The organism is Wohlfahrtiimonas populi (genome assembly GCF_002006795.1).
In the GTDB taxonomy this organism is placed as follows: Bacteria; Pseudomonadota; Gammaproteobacteria; order Cardiobacteriales; family Wohlfahrtiimonadaceae; genus Wohlfahrtiimonas; species Wohlfahrtiimonas populi.
The window spans coordinates 442,133-460,084 of the sequence record NZ_MVDN01000001.1 but is presented as its reverse complement, the minus strand read 5'-3'; the positions used below and the strand labels follow the sequence as shown (position 1 = coordinate 460,084).

General features: G+C 36.8%; 19 protein-coding genes, 1 tRNA gene and 1 pseudogene. 15 read left to right on the top strand and 6 right to left on the bottom strand.

Annotation, left to right across the window (positions count from 1 at the left end):
• Position 1: 1 nt before the first annotated feature.
• Genes mltB through BZK16_RS02275 form a run of 6 tightly spaced genes read right to left on the bottom strand, consistent with a single transcriptional unit; the run spans position 2 to position 6,532 of the window.
• Positions 2 to 1,051 carry a lytic murein transglycosylase B gene (mltB, locus tag BZK16_RS02300; RefSeq protein WP_077927271.1) on the bottom strand — a complete coding sequence of 350 codons (1,050 nt, stop codon included), beginning with the start codon at positions 1,049 to 1,051 and terminating at the stop codon, positions 2 to 4.
• Complete coding sequence (gene rodA / locus BZK16_RS02295; RefSeq protein WP_077927270.1) at positions 1,048 to 2,190, bottom strand: rod shape-determining protein RodA; 1,143 nt, start codon at positions 2,188 to 2,190, stop codon at positions 1,048 to 1,050. The genes mltB and rodA overlap by 4 nt, the downstream gene beginning before the upstream one ends.
• Positions 2,190 to 4,109: a penicillin-binding protein 2 gene (mrdA, locus tag BZK16_RS02290; RefSeq protein WP_077927269.1), complete on the bottom strand. Its 1,920-nt coding sequence runs from the start codon at positions 4,107 to 4,109 to the stop codon at positions 2,190 to 2,192. Before mrdA ends, rodA begins: the two co-directional genes overlap by 1 nt.
• Positions 4,110 to 4,115: 6 nt before the next feature.
• Positions 4,116 to 4,598 (bottom strand): rod shape-determining protein MreD, encoded by a 483-nt coding sequence (gene mreD, locus BZK16_RS02285; RefSeq protein ID WP_077927268.1) that lies wholly within the window; start codon positions 4,596 to 4,598, stop codon positions 4,116 to 4,118.
• Positions 4,595 to 5,476: a rod shape-determining protein MreC gene (gene mreC, locus BZK16_RS02280; RefSeq protein WP_077927267.1), complete on the bottom strand. Its 882-nt coding sequence runs from the start codon at positions 5,474 to 5,476 to the stop codon at positions 4,595 to 4,597. The genes mreD and mreC overlap by 4 nt, the downstream gene beginning before the upstream one ends.
• Before the next feature lie 6 nt (positions 5,477 to 5,482).
• A complete protein-coding gene (locus BZK16_RS02275; protein ID WP_096777480.1) occupies positions 5,483 to 6,532 on the bottom strand; it encodes a rod shape-determining protein in 1,050 nt (349 codons plus the stop codon).
• A 152-nt stretch (positions 6,533 to 6,684) separates the two neighbouring features.
• Here BZK16_RS02275 and tpiA point away from each other — a divergent pair, with 152 nt between their 5' ends.
• The 15 genes and pseudogenes from tpiA (at position 6,685) to BZK16_RS02190 (ending at position 17,944) form a co-directional block, all read left to right on the top strand.
• A complete protein-coding gene (gene tpiA / locus BZK16_RS02270) occupies positions 6,685 to 7,434 on the top strand; it encodes a triose-phosphate isomerase (protein ID WP_077927266.1) in 750 nt (249 codons plus the stop codon).
• 15 nt (positions 7,435 to 7,449) lie between these two features.
• Positions 7,450 to 7,761, top strand: a complete 312-nt coding sequence (secG, locus tag BZK16_RS02265) for a preprotein translocase subunit SecG (RefSeq protein WP_077927265.1) — start codon at positions 7,450 to 7,452, stop codon at positions 7,759 to 7,761.
• Between the two features lie 189 nt (positions 7,762 to 7,950).
• Positions 7,951 to 8,036: transfer RNA gene (locus tag BZK16_RS02255), tRNA-Leu, on the top strand.
• 27 nt (positions 8,037 to 8,063) lie between these two features.
• Complete coding sequence (locus tag BZK16_RS02250) at positions 8,064 to 9,281, top strand: type II secretion system F family protein (RefSeq protein ID WP_077927264.1); 1,218 nt, start codon at positions 8,064 to 8,066, stop codon at positions 9,279 to 9,281.
• Between the two features lie 16 nt (positions 9,282 to 9,297).
• Positions 9,298 to 10,233, top strand: coding sequence for a prepilin peptidase (locus BZK16_RS02245; RefSeq protein WP_077927396.1), 936 nt, complete (start codon positions 9,298 to 9,300; stop codon positions 10,231 to 10,233).
• Positions 10,233 to 10,841 carry a dephospho-CoA kinase gene (gene coaE, locus BZK16_RS02240; RefSeq protein WP_233145153.1) on the top strand — a complete coding sequence of 203 codons (609 nt, stop codon included), beginning with the start codon at positions 10,233 to 10,235 and terminating at the stop codon, positions 10,839 to 10,841. Before BZK16_RS02245 ends, coaE begins: the two co-directional genes overlap by 1 nt.
• Before the next feature lie 21 nt (positions 10,842 to 10,862).
• Positions 10,863 to 11,576: a cell division protein ZapD gene (zapD, locus tag BZK16_RS02235; protein ID WP_077927262.1), complete on the top strand. Its 714-nt coding sequence runs from the start codon at positions 10,863 to 10,865 to the stop codon at positions 11,574 to 11,576.
• Positions 11,577 to 11,587: 11 nt separating this feature from the next.
• Positions 11,588 to 11,698 (top strand): annotated as a pseudogene (locus BZK16_RS14455) (SDR family NAD(P)-dependent oxidoreductase); the annotation flags it as partial.
• A 98-nt stretch (positions 11,699 to 11,796) separates the two neighbouring features.
• Complete coding sequence (fabG, locus tag BZK16_RS02225; RefSeq protein WP_077927260.1) at positions 11,797 to 12,531, top strand: 3-oxoacyl-ACP reductase FabG; 735 nt, start codon at positions 11,797 to 11,799, stop codon at positions 12,529 to 12,531.
• 104 nt (positions 12,532 to 12,635) lie between these two features.
• Positions 12,636 to 12,875, top strand: a complete 240-nt coding sequence (gene acpP, locus BZK16_RS02220; protein ID WP_077926727.1) for an acyl carrier protein — start codon at positions 12,636 to 12,638, stop codon at positions 12,873 to 12,875.
• A gap of 123 nt (positions 12,876 to 12,998) precedes the next feature.
• Positions 12,999 to 14,240, top strand: a complete 1,242-nt coding sequence (gene fabF, locus BZK16_RS02215) for a beta-ketoacyl-ACP synthase II (protein WP_077927259.1) — start codon at positions 12,999 to 13,001, stop codon at positions 14,238 to 14,240.
• Positions 14,240 to 15,430, top strand: a complete 1,191-nt coding sequence (gene mltG / locus BZK16_RS14515) for an endolytic transglycosylase MltG (RefSeq protein ID WP_233145152.1) — start codon at positions 14,240 to 14,242, stop codon at positions 15,428 to 15,430. Before fabF ends, mltG begins: the two co-directional genes overlap by 1 nt.
• Positions 15,431 to 15,432: 2 nt before the next feature.
• On the top strand, positions 15,433 to 16,050 hold the full coding sequence (gene tmk / locus BZK16_RS02200; protein ID WP_077927258.1) for a dTMP kinase: 618 nt from the start codon (positions 15,433 to 15,435) through the stop codon (positions 16,048 to 16,050).
• Entirely contained in the window at positions 16,047 to 16,997 is a 951-nt protein-coding gene (locus tag BZK16_RS02195) for an AAA family ATPase (RefSeq protein WP_077927257.1), read from the top strand. The genes tmk and BZK16_RS02195 overlap by 4 nt, the downstream gene beginning before the upstream one ends.
• Positions 16,998 to 17,386: 389 nt before the next feature.
• Entirely contained in the window at positions 17,387 to 17,944 is a 558-nt protein-coding gene (locus BZK16_RS02190) for a pilin (RefSeq protein WP_077927256.1), read from the top strand.
• Positions 17,945 to 17,952 lie beyond the last annotated feature (8 nt).

Below are 17,952 nucleotides of genomic sequence, written 5' to 3'. Positions count from 1 at the left end.
ATTATTTTCTTTCGTTGATAGCATTAGCTAGTTGAGAAACAGCAAGTGCATACATATTAGAATGGTTATAGCGTGTGATGACATAGAAATTATAGAAGCCAATCCAGTATTCATTATTGCCAGGCGAAACTTCAAACTGCATTAACGTTACAGGATTTGTCGTATTAATCGAAGTTTGAACGCCCAATTGTTTCAAAGTTGCTAAATTGGTTTTTGGAGGGCGAACTGGGCCACGTTGGAAATATGGGCTTGCAGCACTAACATTCGTCACATTAACCTGTGCAATTAATTCGCCATTACGTTTCCAACCATGTTTTGCTAAATAATTAGCAACAGATCCAATAGCATCTACAGGGTTATTCCATAAATCTTTAATGCCATCACCATCAAAGTCAACAGCATATGCCGTATAGCTTGATGGCATAAATTGCGGATAACCCATTGCGCCAGCATAAGAGCCTCTGAAGCTGAATGGGTCACGATTCATATTGTAGGCAATCACTAAGAATTTTTGTAATTCGTTAGAGAAGAAATCTGCACGACGAGGATATTCAAAGCTTAATGTTGATAATGCGTCAACGACTGCCCAATTACCACGATTTGCACCATAGCTTGTTTCTACACCGATGATTGCAGTGATGACAGCAGCTGAAACACCATATTCTGCTTCAGCACGCTGTAATGCAGCTTTATGTTGGTGGTAGAAATCAACACCACCTTTAATTCTATTTTCTGTCATGAAAATCGGGCGATAACGGCCCCAATTCATTTTTTCAGCAGGGCGGTTCATTGCATCTACAATACTTGGCTTGATGGATGATTTATTCATAGTATCCGTTAGCCATTGCTTATTAATGCCCGTTGCATTATGTGTTTTTTCAATAAAATTTGCGACATCAGAGCGCTGAGCAAGATTTGTTTCTGCACGTACTGAATGAGTTGCTTGATTGTTATTGTTATTAGCTTTTTGTTGAGGTGCAGTAGGGTTACTCGTACAAGCTGAGATGAATAGGATTGTAGAACTGGCTAACCATAGATTTAGTCGTTTCACGTAGTGTATTCCTTTTCTTTTTTAGGCTCTGGGTGGGCAAATATGCTCATTATTATACCAAACGATAGGAACAAGGTCACAACGGAAGTTCCGCCGTAACTAATAAAGGGCAATGGTACGCCAACGATGGGAAGTAATCCACTTACCATACCAGCATTGACGAAAATGTAGAAGAAAAAACAGGAGGTAATTGCAGCACCAATTAATTTATTAAAAGGGTCTCGTGCACAATTAATGAGATAGAACGATCTTAAAATAATTAACAAATATAAGCTTAATAAAATGGTAATGCCGACAAAGCCAAATTCTTCTGCTGTAATGGCGTAAATGAAGTCGGTAGATGATTCTGGTAAGAATTTTAAAGAGGCTTGCGTACTGTTAAACCAACCTTTGCCGTACATTCCGCCTGAACCTATGGCAATTTTGGATTGGATGATTTGATAACCTTTACCTAAAGGATCAGATTCAGGATCAAGCAATGTTAAAATACGGCCCTTTTGGTATTCTTGTAAGCCAAATTCCCAAACCATAGGCAATGCAACTGCAACTAGAGCGCCAGCTAAAATAATATAGCGCCATTTAAGTCCGCTAAAAAATATTGCGGTAATACAGGCAAATAATATCAATAGGGCAGTGCCTAAATCGGGCTGATATAAAACTAATGCAAAAGGTGCGACAGTAATGATTAAAGCAGCAACTGTGACTAAAAAGCTAGGTGGTAAATTTCTATTGCTTAAATAGTAAGCTACCATCATTGGTGCTGCTAATTTCATGAGCTCAGAAGGTTGGAAGCGAATCACTTTCAAGTCTAACCAGCGATGCGATCCATTCACTTCTACACCAATGAAATAAATGAGAACAAGTGCCACAATGCTGATGGCAAAGAAATAAGGCGTTAGGCTTTTAATCACATAAGGTGGAGTGAAAGCAATGATCAGCATTGCAAAAATCCCAATTCCCATTCTGACAGCTTGTGCTTGTACAACTGCGAAATTACCACCTGACGCACTATATAATATTGTTAATCCACAAGCACAAACTGCTAGTAGTAGTAAAAATAAAGTTGTATCCAAATGAAAGAATGCAAGTAAGCCTCTTGGTTTGATGGATTGAGTTTTTGTTTCTTCGTAATAACTCATTATTCACCTGCTCTGACATTGGTGGATGGTGTTTGTGCTGGTGCTTTAAAGCCTGACATCCAAGCATTGATAACCTCTTTAGCAAGAGGTGCGGCAACGCCAGAGCCAGAGTTACCATTTTCAACGAACACAGTGACCACAATAGAAGGATCATTAGCAGGCGCAAAAGCAGTAAACCAAGCATGATCATGATGCTTTTTAGCTAATGCGGCTCTGTTATAAACAGCATTTTGAGCAATTGATTTAACTTGTGCAGTGCCTGATTTACCTGCGATTTTGTAATTGATACCAGTACCAATACGTCGTGCAGTACCTTGGCTACCATGAACTACGCCCACCATGCCATCAATGACACCTTGCCAATATTCTGGCTTGCTAACTTTAACAGGTTCAATAGGGACAAGTTCATTGCTGGTTAATTCTTGTGTTGCTGGATTACGAGTTGCTTTCAATATATGAGGAATGAAGGCTTTACCACGTTGCGCCACAATTGTGGTTGCTTGGTTAACTTGTAACGGTGTTGTTAACCAATAACTTTGACCAATACCTGCTGTTACTGTTTCACCATCATACCAAGGTTGGTTAAACACTTGGCGTTTATAGGCTGGTGTTGGTGAAACACCATGGCTTTCACCCAATAAATCAATACCTGTAGGTTTGCCTAAAGAGAACTGCTTTAGGTAATCAGTCATTGGCGTAATGCCTATTTTATAGGCTAAATCATAGTAATAAATATCACACGATTGAACGAGTGATAAATAGAGATTTACTTTACCATGTCCCCAACGACGCCAATCGCGGAATTTATGTTTACTACCAGGTAATTGATAATAGCCTTGGCATGAGACTGTTGATGTTGGGGTAATAATACCTTGCTCTAAACCAGCCAATGCTATTTGTGGTTTGATAGTTGAGCCAGGTGGATATCGGCCTTGCATTACACGATTTAAGAAAGGTTTTTCTGGATCATTATTAAGATTGCTAAAATCAGTATGACTGATACCATTTACAAATAAATTGGGGTTGTAATCTGGTTTAGATACGAATGCAAGCACTTCACCTGTTTTTGGGTCAAAGGCGACGATTGCACCAGTGTGATCGCCTAACACTTCTTCAGCAATGCGTTGTAGACGAATGTCTAATGTTAGATAAATATCTTGGCCAGGTGTTGGTAACGTCTGTTCTAATCTACGGATAATGCGACCGCTTGAGTTTGTTTCTACTTCCTCAAAGCCCATTGTGCCACGTAGAATATCTTCAAAACTTTTTTCAGCGCCTTTTTTGCCGATATGTGTGAGTGTTAAATATTGGTTTTGAATATTTTTGGCTTCAATATCTTTAACATCACTAGCATCAATTCTGCCAACATAACCTAATGCATGGACTGCGCTATTGTATTCAGGGTAATGACGAGTTAATTGTGATGTGATTTCGACACCATCCAACTGATACAGATTAACTGATAATGTATGAATCTCTTCCTCAGTTAGTTGTTCCTTGATTGGTACGGGAGTTTGTCGTGATGTGACACGATCAATGCGCTGATATTTATTGATTTCTTGCTCAGAAATAGGGATCCATTGTGATAAAGTTTGAATGATTTCATCTGTTGGTTGTGAAATATTCTGGCGCGTAATTGTGAGATTAAATGATGGGATGTTAGTTGCTAAAACAACACCGTTGCGATCAAAGATATGGCCACGAGTTGGTGGCATTGGAATGAGTTGAATTCTATTGGAGTCGGATAATGTGGAATATTTTTTGTGTAGGTTAACTTGCAAGTGAAATAGCTGAGTCAATAGCAAGCTAAAGCATGCCAATATCAATAGAATGACAAAAAAAGTTCGATTGCGAAAGATGCTCTGCAATTGTGCTTTGCTTCTTTTTTTTCGCTCAATTGTCTTTGAGAAGAATGACATAACTATTTATTTTGATGTTATTTTAAGGATATAGCATAACTCATAAAGCAATGTATATACTAATGGCCAGAGTAAGATTGAAGAAACAACAGAGCCAAAAACCCAGAAGTTGAATCCAGTTGTATATCCAATCATGTTGTTCAGAATTAAAGATAGAAATATTTGTAGAATGTAAAAGCCAGCAAAAGCTGCTGAGATTTCTGTAATAGATAGTTTAGATAACCATTTTTGATTACGTTTAGTGATATAAGCAGTAATTGCAAAAGTTAATGCATTAATACCTAGTGGATAAAGCAACGCAACATCCATTAAAAGTCCAACTAGCCAAGCTGAACCAACGCTGAATTGAGTTTTAGTAGAGTAAAGCCAAAAAAGCACAATCATTAATAAAAAATGAGGGCGAAATGGCTCTAGATAATTTGAAATAGAAACGAGCTCTAATGTTAAGCCAAATAAAATAGAAATAATGAGTGCGACATAATATCTCATGGTACTACCTCCTTAATTGTTGTTGCTGGAGGTTGTGCAATGATAGATTTTAAGACTAAAACTTCTCTGATTTTATTCAATTCAGCAGTAGGTTTAGCTGTGATTTTTGCAAAGTGATTAGTTGGATCATGCTCAATATTGCTCACAACTGCAACAGGATAGCCTTGAGGAAAGCGTTGATCTAAACCTGATGAAATGAGTAAATCTCCAACTTTAATATCTTCCTCGATGGGAATATTTAATATGTTAAGAGATTGGAAGCTGCCTGTACCTTGAGCAAGCCCACGAATGCCATTACGATTCACTTGCACTGAGAAGATATGTTGTGGATCAGAAATTAACAAAGCTTGGCTGGATAATGGGCCGATATCGATGATTTGTCCAACAACACCGGATGTGTCAATAATCGGTTGATTGATTTTTACAGAATCTTGAGTGCCGCGATTTAACTCAACAATATGACGATAAGGATTAGTATTAGTTGAAATAATTTCAGCAATGATGGATGGATATTGCAGATTATTGGATGAGCGCAGTAATAACCTTAAACGGCGGTTTTCTGCCAATAATGAAGCATTTTTCTGTACTTCAAACTCCAATGTATATTGGCGATCTTGCAGTTTATTGATGGTATCAATTAATTCTGCTTTATCACTGAACCAAATTTTTAAATTTTTACCTGCAGAACTAGGTAGTTCTGCCAATAATTTAATGGGGTAAATCCCTGTATTCACAATAGATTTGGCGGGTTTTGTATAATCTGTTTTTGCATCTACATATAATAAAACGATAGAAAACAGAACAATCAAAACCATTTTAATGGTTAGGATGCTCTGAGTCGGTAATAACTGCTTTTTCTGTGTAGATACAGTATGCATTGAGGTTTATTCAAGCGCAAAAGCATTTAAGCCATATAAACCTTGCATTTCCAAGGCTTTACCCCCGCCACGTACAACGCACGTTAATGGATCATCTGCAATGATTGCATCCAAGCCAGTTTCTTCAGAAATTAACTTATCAATGTTACGGAGTAATGCACCACCGCCAGTGATGACAATACCTCTTTCAGAAATATCAGCTGCTAATTCTGGAGGAGTTTGTTCCAATGCTAAACGAACAGCACTTACGATGCCTTGTAGTGGCTCCATTAACGCTTCTAAAATTTCATTGGAAGTTAATGTGAATGTACGAGGAATACCTTCGCTTAAGTTACGACCACGAACTTGAGTTTCTAATACTTCATTCAATGGATAAGCTGTACCGATGTCTTGTTTAATGCGCTCTGCTGTTGGCTCACCAATTAACATGCCGTAGTTACGACGCACATATTGGATGATTGCTTCATCAAAGTGATCACCACCAATGCGGATTGAGTTTGCATAAACAATGCCTGTTAATGAGATAACAGCAACTTCTGATGTGCCACCACCAATATCTAAAATCATAGAGCCTGCTGCTTCGTGAACAGGGATACCTGCTCCTAATGCTGCTGCCATTGGTTCTGGGATTAATTTAACTTCTAATGCACCAGCCGTTTCTGTAGCTTCTTTGATGGCACGTTTTTCAACATGAGTAGCACCTGACGGAACGCAAACAATAATGCGAGGCGTTGGGCGAACAAAAGCACGCTTTTGTAATACACGACCAATAAAATTACCTAACATATCTTCTGTACGCTCAATGTCAGCAATCACACCATCTTTCAATGGGCGATAAGCTTCGATGCCATCAGGAGTTCTACCTAACATGCGTTTTGCTTCATGACCTACAGCGGCAACTCTTTCACGGCCTGTTTTTTTATCTTTTTCCATCGCAACAACTGATGGTTCATTTAAAACGATGCCTTGTCCGCGAACATATATAAGAGTATTGGCTGTCCCTAAGTCGATTGAAAGGTCACATGAAAAAAGAGACTTTAGTCGTTTTGGTATCATAATTAGTCCATCTGCCATTAGGTTAGGTTAAAGTAAGAGAGCCATTTTACATGGTTTTATGCGAATATAAACTATGTGTGCTATAAAAAAAAGTCACAATGCGTTAGTATACAGCACAATATATATATCGCTCGTTAAAGTAAAGGTTGTGTATGAAAAAGAAAATAATTGCTGGTAACTGGAAGATGAATGGTGATACAGCTTCTGCTACGGAAATTGTTGAAGGTATTTTAGATGCTGCAAATGCAAGTAGTCATGATGTAGTGATTGCGCCACCATTTGTATATTTATCATCCGTTGCAGAAAAAATTTCTGACTCTAAAATTCGTTTAAGTGCACAAAATTTGGCTGATCATGAGAGTGGGGCTTTTACTGGTGAAATTTCAGCGAAAATGCTTTCAGATGTTGGTTGTACTTATGTTTTGGTTGGTCATTCTGAGCGTAGACAAATGTATGGTGAAACAAATACTGTTGTTGCACAAAAAACAGCGTTAGCTTTATCGAATGGTTTAACCCCTATCTTGTGTGTGGGTGAGACATTAGAAGAGCGAGAAAGCGATCAATGGAAGGATGTGATTTTGGCTCAGATAAATGCTGTGATTGAGCATTGTGGCATTGAAATATTTCAAGAAACTATTGTTGCTTATGAGCCAGTATGGGCAATTGGCACAGGCAAATCTGCAAGTGCTGAAATTGCGAATGAAGTGCATGAGTTTATTTACTATACATTAACTAGTAAAAGTGATAAGATTCGCCCTTCATTAAAGGTTCTTTATGGTGGAAGTGTGGCTGCTGATAACTCGGCGCAGTATATGTCTCAGACATATATTGATGGAGTATTGGTCGGTGGTGCTTCTTTAAAACCAAGTGTGTTTTCGGAAATTATCCGAAGTGTAGAGTAAATTTGAAGGTCTAATATGGTATTAACAACAATCATTACAGTAATACATGTTTTGGTAGCAGTTGCTATTATTTGTTTGGTTTTAGTTCAGCATGGTAAAGGTGCTGATGCTGGGGCTGCATTTGGTAGTGGAGCTTCAGGTACGGTATTTGGTGCAGCAGGTAAAAGTAACTTCTTGGCTAAATTGACTAAGTGGATGGTTGTTGTATTCTTTGTGACAAGCTTTTCTATGATGGTTTTATATGGCAAAGCAGCAACAACTCAAGTAGAGAGTGTATTAGATGCACCTGCAACATCTTTAGTTCCAAATATTGATGATGCAAAATGAGTCTCGTGCATAAAATATACAGACAAAAAAAATAATTAAGATATACTATTGAAATTCATTGCCGGCGTGGTGGAATTGGTAGACACGCTACCTTGAGGTGGTAGTGCCTGAAAGGCTTCCCGGTTCAAATCCGGGNGCATAAAATATACAGACAAAAAAAATAATTAAGATATACTATTGAAATTCATTGCCGGCGTGGTGGAATTGGTAGACACGCTACCTTGAGGTGGTAGTGCCTGAAAGGCTTCCCGGTTCAAATCCGGGCGTCGGTACCATAATAATAAATATATGGATGTATCCTTATGGCTTTAGATAATCGTAAAGAAGTCGACTACAATTGGGTTGGTCGAGACAAGCTGGGGAATCGTGTTGAAGGAATTTTAAAAGGTTCCTCACCAACGAAAATTAGAGCATTATTGAATGCTCAAGGTATTCAGCCATTAAAAATTGTTAAGGCAAAAGTTAAAAAAGGCAAGGGCGGAAAAGTTAAGCCTGAAGATATAATGCTATTTACGCGTCAGCTCGCAACAATGTTGCAGGCTGGTCTGCCGTTATCTGAAGCATTGGCAATGCAGGCCTCTGGCGCAGGTAAGATTGCATTAAGTGAATTATTGTATGCTGTTAAAATAGATGTCGATCGTGGTGGTGGTTTATCCAATGCTTTGGCAAAACATCCATTGATATTTGATCGCACATATACTGGTTTGGTTGCCGCTGGCGAACGTTCAGGTACTTTGGAAAAGATTCTAACTCAATTAGCTGATTTTTTAGAAAAGAACAGTAAGATTAAGAAAACAATTAAAAAAGCTTTGGTTTATCCAATTATTGTTATATGTATTGCTTTAGGTATTACAGCCTTAATCCTTTGGAAGGTTGTTCCTGTCTTTGCGGATATGTTTAAAGAGCAAGGTCGAGAATTGCCTGCGGCAACTCAGTTTGTTGTGAATTTATCTGAAGGTATTCGTTCTTGGGGGTTTGTTTATACAGTCATGGGGATTGGTGTCTTTATTTTTCTATTTAAACGAGTATTACGAACCAATCAAGCCTTTAAACGTAAATTTGACCAGCAGGTTTTAAAATTACCAATTTTTGGCAATTTAATCGTCTTGTCTAACAGTGCAAATTTTGCCAGTACCTTATCAACCATGTATGAAGCAGGTACGCCAATTATTGCTTCATTAAATACTGTATCTAACTCTACAAATAATACCGTGTTTCAAGATGCAATTGAAAAAATTAAAGGTAATGTTGCAATCGGACAGGAATTAAATTTTGCCATGCGCCAATCTAAAATGTTTCCTGATATGGTAAGCTATATGATTGGTATTGGTGAGAAATCAGGTAACTTATCAGAAATGTTGAACAAAGTTGCTGAACTATATATGGAAGATATCGATAATGCTGTTGGTGCAATGATGTCTATGATTGAGCCTATTTTGATTGTAATTTTGGGTTCATTGGTGGGTGGTATTGTTGTTGCCATGTATTTACCATTGTTCAGTATGGCAGAAGGTACTTAGTTTGAGTTTAGAGCCAATGGTTTTTATATATAGTATCGTTTTTATTTTAGGAGCTGCCATTGGCAGCTTCCTTAATGTAGTGGCTTATCGTTTTCCAAAAATATTATTTGATCGAAATTATCAGCTGATTTCTGAATTTTTGATAGAGGAATCTCATAAACCTTGTAGGTTCCTAAGTGGTATAAAATTATTCGATAAATTATTATCACGAAAAGATGCGACATTGTTATTAGAAAAAAAAGAAATATTACCAGCTAACGGCTTATGGTATCTATCAACGCCTCAATCATCTTGCCCTAATTGTGATTATAAAATTAAGTTTTATGAGAACATTCCTATTTTTGGTTGGTTATTTCTCAAAGGTAAATGTTCCGGTTGTCATCAAAAAATTTCTGTTCAATACCCTATTGTTGAATTTTTAACAGGGCTTTTATCTGTTTTAGTAGTTTATGTATTGGGTGTAAATATTGAAGCTTTATGCTTTGTATTTTTTACATGGATCTTGATTTCTTTAACACTTATTGATCTAGAATTTAGAATTTTACCTGATGAATTAACGGGCCCAATGATTTGGCTGGGGTTAATACTCAGTTATTTTGGTGTAATCTCTTTGTCATTTAAAACTGCATTTTTAGGTGCAATCATTGGTTATCTCTCTTTATGGTCAATTAATCAATTGGCTTTGTTGATTTTGAAAAAAGAAGGTGTTGGTGCTGGGGATTTTAAATTATTAGCAATGATTGGTGCATGGCAAGGTGTTGGTAATCTATTTAATGTGATTTTAATTTCTTCAATTGCAGGTGCTATTGTTGGGGTTGTTGTGCAGATTTTGCGTAGAAAAAACAATAATCAAGATGATGCAATACCTTATGGGCCATTTTTAGCATTAGGCTCTATAATTGTTTTATTATGCGATTTGAATGCTGAATCATTTTTCTATCTCGCTAGATAATGAAAAATAATATTGTATTAACGGGTGGTATTGCTTCGGGTAAAACTTTTGTTTCTGATTATTTAGCATCACTGAATGCGCATGTTATTGATACTGATGTCATTGCTCGAGCGCTATTAATGCCAAATCATCATAAATATTCAGAAATTGCATTAAAAGCTGTGCATGTTTATTTTGGTGATCAAATATTTGATGATGGTGTTTTGAATAGAAAAAAACTGCGTGAGATTATTTTTAGTAATCGTGATGCTAAAAAGCAGTTAGAAAATATTATGCATCCTTTGATTTTGAAAGCTGTTCAAGAGGATTTATTAGTAGATCATGGATTATATAACGTGATTTCGGTACCATTATTGCATAAAGGTTCTCCATATTTAACATTAGCAGATCATGTGTTAGTGATAGAAGTTAATCCTGATATGCAATTGCAGCGTGTTATGGCTCGAGATCGGATTGATGAACAATTGGCAAAAAGCATTATTGCATCACAAGTGAGTAACCAAGAGCGCCGTAATTTAGCTAGCACAATTATTATTAATACGAATGAATTACACACTCGAAATATATTGAAACAATTAGATAAACAGTATAGTCTAACTCCATTCTAAGAGGGGATGGTGAAATAGTTTATGGTTTATGAATTTCCATTGAGTGAAGGCGTTCGTCGCTTATTAAGAGCTGAGATGCTGTTTAAACAAAGTAAAGCGCACATCGAATATGATGATCCGTACAGTACCATTGCTGCGCTTGCTGCTTTAGTGGATTTGGTTGAGATTATTTCAAAGAATAACTTAAAAATAGAAATGATCAAGCAATTGGAAAAATTGCAATTTAAAGAAGAAGTGACTGATGAACAGCGTTTAGTGATTAAAGATTTAACACAGAATTTAGTTTTTGGTAGTGTTAAAACTTTTGACGAAATCAAAGAAAATATTTTCTTGAACGTCATTCGCCAACGATTAAAAGTCATGGGCGGTATTGGAAGTTTTGATTTGCCTAATTTACACCATTGGTTACGATTTTCTCATGAGTTGCGCAGTGAACATATTGAGCGCTGGTTCTCATTATTTGAGCCAACAGAGAGTGCGCTAACGTATTTATTGTCTGTATTAAGACAAATGAAAGATGAAGAAGTATGCCAATTTAAGCAGGGTTTATTCTATAAAACTGTTAAATGGGATGCAGAATTGGTCAGAATTGATGTGAAGGATGAATTAATTTATCCTGAGTTTAGTGGTAATAAACAGCAGTTAAGTATTCGTTTAATGGAACAATCATCGCCATTTGATCCTGTTGTGCAGGTGAAAAAGGATGTGGAGATGATTGTTGAGCGTTGTGGTTAAAAGAGGACATTATGAGTCAAGAAAAGAAAATCGCATTAGTGACAGGTGCAACACGTGGAATTGGTAAAGCCATTGCAGAGTCATTAGTTGCCGCTAATTATTTTGTGATTGGTACANTAAGTATTCGTTTAATGGAACAATCATCGCCATTTGATCCTGTTGTGCAGGTGAAAAAGGATGTGGAGATGATTGTTGAGCGTTGTGGTTAAAAGAGGACATTATGAGTCAAGAAAAGAAAATCGCATTAGTGACAGGTGCAACACGTGGAATTGGTAAAGCCATTGCAGAGTCATTAGTTGCCGCTAATTATTTTGTGATTGGTACAGCAACCTCTGAAAATGGTACAGCAACCATTCAATCTTTTTTGGGTGAGAATGGTGATGCATTTGTGCTAAATGTATCTGATGCAGAAAGTATTGAAACTGTATTGAAAGCTATTTCTGAAAAGCACGGTGCAATCTCAGTTTTAGTCAATAATGCAGGGATTACAAAAGATCAATTGTTGATGAGAATGAAAGATGAAGATTGGTCTGATGTAATTACAACAAACTTAACAAGCATTTATAAGTTATCGAAAGCAGTAATGCGTGATATGATGAAGGCTCGTTTTGGACGTATTGTGAACATTACATCTATTGTGGGTGTGACTGGTAATGCAGGGCAAACAAACTACGCAGCAGCAAAAGCAGGTGTCATTGGATTTACAAAATCTATGGCAATCGAAGTTGCAAGCCGTGGAATTACAGTGAACTGTGTTGCACCAGGTTTTATTGATACGGATATGACAAAAGATTTACCTGAAGCAGTGAAGGAATCATTACTGAAAAGTATTCCTATGAATACATTGGGTAAACCAGAAGATATCGCTAATGCTGTTAGATTTTTAGCAGCAGAAGAAACAAGTTATATTACTGGTGAAACTATCCATGTAAACGGTGGAATGTTTATGCCTTAAAGGCAAGATGTTAAAAAGTCTTGGACTTTAGCAAACATTTTTTTTAAAATACAGATTGGTAATTTGATACCTATTTTTTTATTAAGTTAAGGATTTTTAAAATTATGAGCGATATCGAAGCACGTGTTAAGAAGATTGTTATTGAACAACTTCAAGTAAAAGAAGAACAAGTAAACAACTCATCTTCTTTTATTGATGATTTAAGCGCGGACTCTTTAGATACAGTTGAATTGGTAATGGCTCTTGAAGAAGAGTTTGATTGTGAAATTCCAGATGAAGAAGCTGAAAAAATCACAACAGTTCAACAAGCAATTGACTACGTGACAGCAAACTTAGATAAATAATTTTATTCAATGTCATAATTTGAATAATCTGGTCAGAATTTGTCAATAGAGCGGTTCTCATAGGACGATTAAATGTCCTACGAAGCCGTTTTATTTTTTTATGGAATCAAAAAAGGAATAGTTATGAAGCAGCGAGTAGTTGTCACAGGCTTGGGTATCGTTTCTGCATTAGGAAGCAGTGTAGATTTAGCTTGGACGAATATTTTAGCTGGAGTAAGTGGTGCAGCGCCAATCACTGCATTTGATGCAACTGGCTATCCTGTTACTTTTTCAGCATCCACAAAAGATTTTGATGTATCAAAATATATGAATCCAAAAGATGCTAAGCGCATGGATCTCTTTATTCAGTATGGTATTGGGGCTGCGGTTGACGCAATTAAGGATGCAGGTTTAGAAATTACGGATCAAAATGCTGATCGTATTGGTGCAATGTTAGGTTCAGGTATTGGTGGTTTGCCAGGTATTGAAGAGAACTGTGAAACTTTATTGAATAAAGGTCCAAATAGAATCAGCCCTTTTTATGTGCCACGCTCAATCATTAATATGCTACCAGGTCAATTATCCATTTTAACTGGATTTAAAGGACCATCAATTTCAGCAGTAACAGCTTGTGCTTCAGGCACACATTCCATCGGCATGGCTGCAAGAATGATTGCTTACGGTGATGCGGACGTTATGATTGCTGGCGGTGCTGAAATGGCAACTACGCCAACAGGTATTGGTGGCTTTGCTGCGGCACGAGCATTATCTAATCGAAATGATGAGCCAACTAAGGCTTCTCGCCCTTGGGATAAAGATCGTAATGGTTTTGTTTTAGGTGATGGTGCTGGTGTTTTAATCCTAGAGTCTTATGAGCATGCTGTGAAACGTGGTGCTTGTATTTACTGTGAATTGGTTGGCTTTGGTGCTACAAGTGATGCATATCATATTACTTCTCCAATGGAAAATGGTGAAGGTGCAGGGCGCTGTATGCAAATGGCATTGAACGATGCAAAAATGAATGTAGATGCTGTGGATTATATTAATGCACATGGTACATCAACAAAATTGGGCGATATGGCAGAGTTAACGGCTGTAAAATCTATTTTTGGTGAGCATGCATATAAATTAGCAATGAGTTCTACAAAATCTATGACGGGGCATTTGTTGGGTGCTGCTGGTGGTATTGAAGCTGTATTTGCTGCTTTATCTATTCGTGATAATGTTGCGCCACCAACCATTAACTTAGACAACCCTGATGAAGGTTGTGATATAAATCTTGTGCCTCATACGCCACAAGAAAGACAGATTGATGTTGCAATCTCTAACTCATTTGGATTTGGTGGTACAAACGGCACATTAATTTTCCAAAGAGTTAAAAGTTAATGAAGCTTTTAAATTATCTTAAGAAAGTACTGCTTTTTTTTGTGAAGTATGTGCTTTCTCGAGCAATTCTTTTAGTATTATTTTTAGGTCTATTTATTGGCCTTGCACAATTTGGATATAATTTTTTAAATTATATGAAATCGCCAATGTTGGCGACAGATAAAAGTATCTTGATTGATGTGAAATCTGGCATGAACGCTGATTCAGTATTGCGTGCATTAAAATCAGAATTGCCAAATACTAATACAAGCTTTTTGAAAATTTATGGTCGCTTAACAGGCACGTTGAGTGACATTAAAGTGGGCGAATACGAAATTACTGAAACTATGCGTCCCACAGATTTTTGGGCAATGGTCACCAAAGGGCGCAGTGTTCAATACAGTTTTACCATTGTGGATGGTTGGAGTTTTAAACAAATGCGCGAAGCATTGGCTAAATCCCCTAATGTTGTCCAAACACTATCTGGTAATGAAACACCTGAAGAAATTATGACATTGATTGGCTACGAAGGTCAGCCTTATGAAGGCTACTTCATGCCTGAAACATATTTATTTCCACGTGGTTATCAAGATGTTGAGGTTTTAAAACGTAGCTATGAATCTATGAATAGTTTTGTGGATGAAGTTTGGCAAAATCGAGATTTAGATTTACCCATTCAGAATAAACATGAATTATTGACGTTGGCTTCTATTATCGAAAAAGAAACAGGTGTTGCGCATGAACGCCCTGAAATTTCAGGTGTATTTGTTCGTCGTTTGCAAAAAGGCATGCGNCAGAATAAACATGAATTATTGACGTTGGCTTCTATTATCGAAAAAGAAACAGGTGTTGCGCATGAACGCCCTGAAATTTCAGGTGTATTTGTTCGTCGTTTGCAAAAAGGCATGCGTTTACAAACGGATCCTACAGTCATTTATGGTTTAGGTGACAAATATCGCGGTACAATTTATCGCAGTGATTTACAGCGCGATACGCCATACAATACTTATACAAGAGATGGTTTACCACCAACACCAATTGCCATGCCAAGTGTTGCAGCAGTTTATGCTGCTGCAAACCCTAAAGAAGGCGATAGCTTATATTTTGTGGCAAAAGGTGATGGCTCAGGCGAGCATGTATTCAATGCAACATTAGATGGACATAATAAATCAGTGCGTGAATATCGTGCACGATTGAATAATGGAAAATAATCATGTCAAAAAATCTTGGACGTTTTATTACGTTTGAAGGTACAGAAGGCGCTGGTAAAAGCACTCAAATTCCAGTCATTAAAGATTGGTTATCAGATCAAGGTATTAATGTTGTCACAACTCGTGAACCTGGTGGTACAGATCTTTCTGAAAAAATCCGTCATTTATTATTAACAGAAAATATGTGTGCTGAAACAGAGTTGTTATTGATGTTTGCAGCACGTAAAGAGCATATTGAACAAGTGATTAAGCCTGCATTGAAGCGCGGTGATTGGGTTTTGTGTGATCGCTTTACAGAAGCAACTTATGCATATCAATCTGCAGGCCGAGCGATCGATCGACAATATATTGCATATTTAGAATCTTGGTTGCAAGGCGAGTTAAAGCCTAATTATACTTTCTGGTTTGATATTGAAGTGGTAGATGGTATTGCGCGCGCCAAAAAACGTCAGGCTTTGGATCGCTTTGAAAATGAGCAAATAGAGTTTTTTGAAAAAGTTCGTTCAGGTTATGCAAAATTAGCTGAAGAGCGTCCTGGCCAGTTTGTCAAAATCAACGCGGCATTATCCATTGATGATATTACATTGCAGATTAAAACTGCATTGCAGAAATTTCTATGAATAATTCAGTGACAAAATTTGAATGCTTGCCTTGGTTTGAAAATCAATTGACAGAAATGGTCAATCGTTATGATGTCAAAATATTTCCTCAGTCATTATTAATTACGGGTGAGCAGGATATTGGTAAATCAATTTTTGCCAATGATGTTGCAAAAAGCATTTTATGTTTAGATCGTAAAAGTCATCATGCTTGTGGGCAATGCCAAAGTTGCTTATGGATTGGTAAAAATAGCCATCCAGACTTTATGAATGTTGCTTCAGAAGAAAAGAGTAATTTTATTAAGGTTGACCAAATTCGTCAGCTCATTCAATTTGCACAAATGACGAGTGAAACAGGCAGGAAGGTCATTGTGATTCATGACGCGCATGAAATGAATCTCAATGCTGCGAACGCTTTATTAAAAACATTAGAAGAGCCTGTCAATAATTGTTACTTAATTCTAGTGACAAGTTATCCTAAGAAATTACCCATTACCATCACAAGTCGTTGCCAAAGACAATTATTGTCAATAGTTGGTCAGAAAGAAGGCATCTTTAATTGGTTGCAACGTGCTGTGAGTGATACAAATGATGCAGATATTCAGCAGATATTAACATTAAGTTATGGACGACCAGTTTTGTCGTACCAATTTTTGTCAGCTGATGTTTTATCAGTTATGAATGAGTTAGAAAGGCTCTGTAGTCGATATTTACAGCACAAAAGCAATTTGGATGAGCTGTCTGATTTCATTGTCAAAAATTGGCAGTTTGCATCTCATTTGATTTTATATTGGTTAATGAGTGCAATTAAAGGCGCTCAGAATCAAGAGAATGTGATGGTATCGTTGGTTAGCCTATCATCTACTGCGCTTTTTGAAAGCTATGAATCATTTGTGAAAATTATTGAATTATCATCAACAAGTGTTAAACAGGAGTGGATGGTTCAAGAATGGCTGATGAAACTATAAAATTTAATTTTATAATGTATTGAATTTTAATGATTTTATTTTAATGGTATCTATTTTGCTTATTTGTAATCATGTAAAAAGATATAAATAAATTTTACAGAATTATAAATAATAATAGCATCTCCACTTCAGCCCACATCCATTTGGATGTGGGCTTTTTTTATGGCTTTTTGTAATTATGATATAGTTGTGCCTGAAGAGATTTTATAAAGTGACCATTTAAGTCATATCATTCAAAATTATCTTCGGCTAAAGCTTAGTGGTGATGTTAATATAAATATATTTTTATATATGTAATTGATTTTATTGTATTGTTTTTAATTTGGCATGTGTTTTGCTTTGTATCAAACGTCACTAGACAATAATAATTAATTTTTGGAGAGAAAATTATGTTACAGAAAGGTTTTACATTAATCGAGTTAATGATCGTTGTTGCTATCATCGGCATCTTATCAATGTTCGCATTGCCTGCTTATCAAGACTACACTAAGCGTACTTATGTATCAGAAGGTATTGCTTTAGCAACTGCTGCTAAATTAGCGGCGACTGAAGTATTCTCAACTACTGGTACATGGCCAACAACAAATGCATTAGCAGGAATTTCACCTGCTAATACTATTGTTGGTCAATCAGTATCTGGTGTTGAAATTATCTCAGGAACAGGTTACAACGGCAGTAATACTAAAGTTAATTCTTCATTGACTTTAGTACCTGGTAGTAATGTAACTAATATTTTGATTCACTATAATCAAAAAGTTACAGGGGCTTCTGCTCAAAATACATATACTGCAGGTAATGGTGCAGGTGTTTTGACTATTGCTCCAGTGTTATTTGGCGCTGCTGAGCAAGGGTCTGTTAAATGGGCTTGTATGCCACGTGCAGCTACAAATACTAATGCTATTGAATCAAAATGGTTACCGGCTAACTGCCGTACAGAAGCTCACTAAAGATTTAG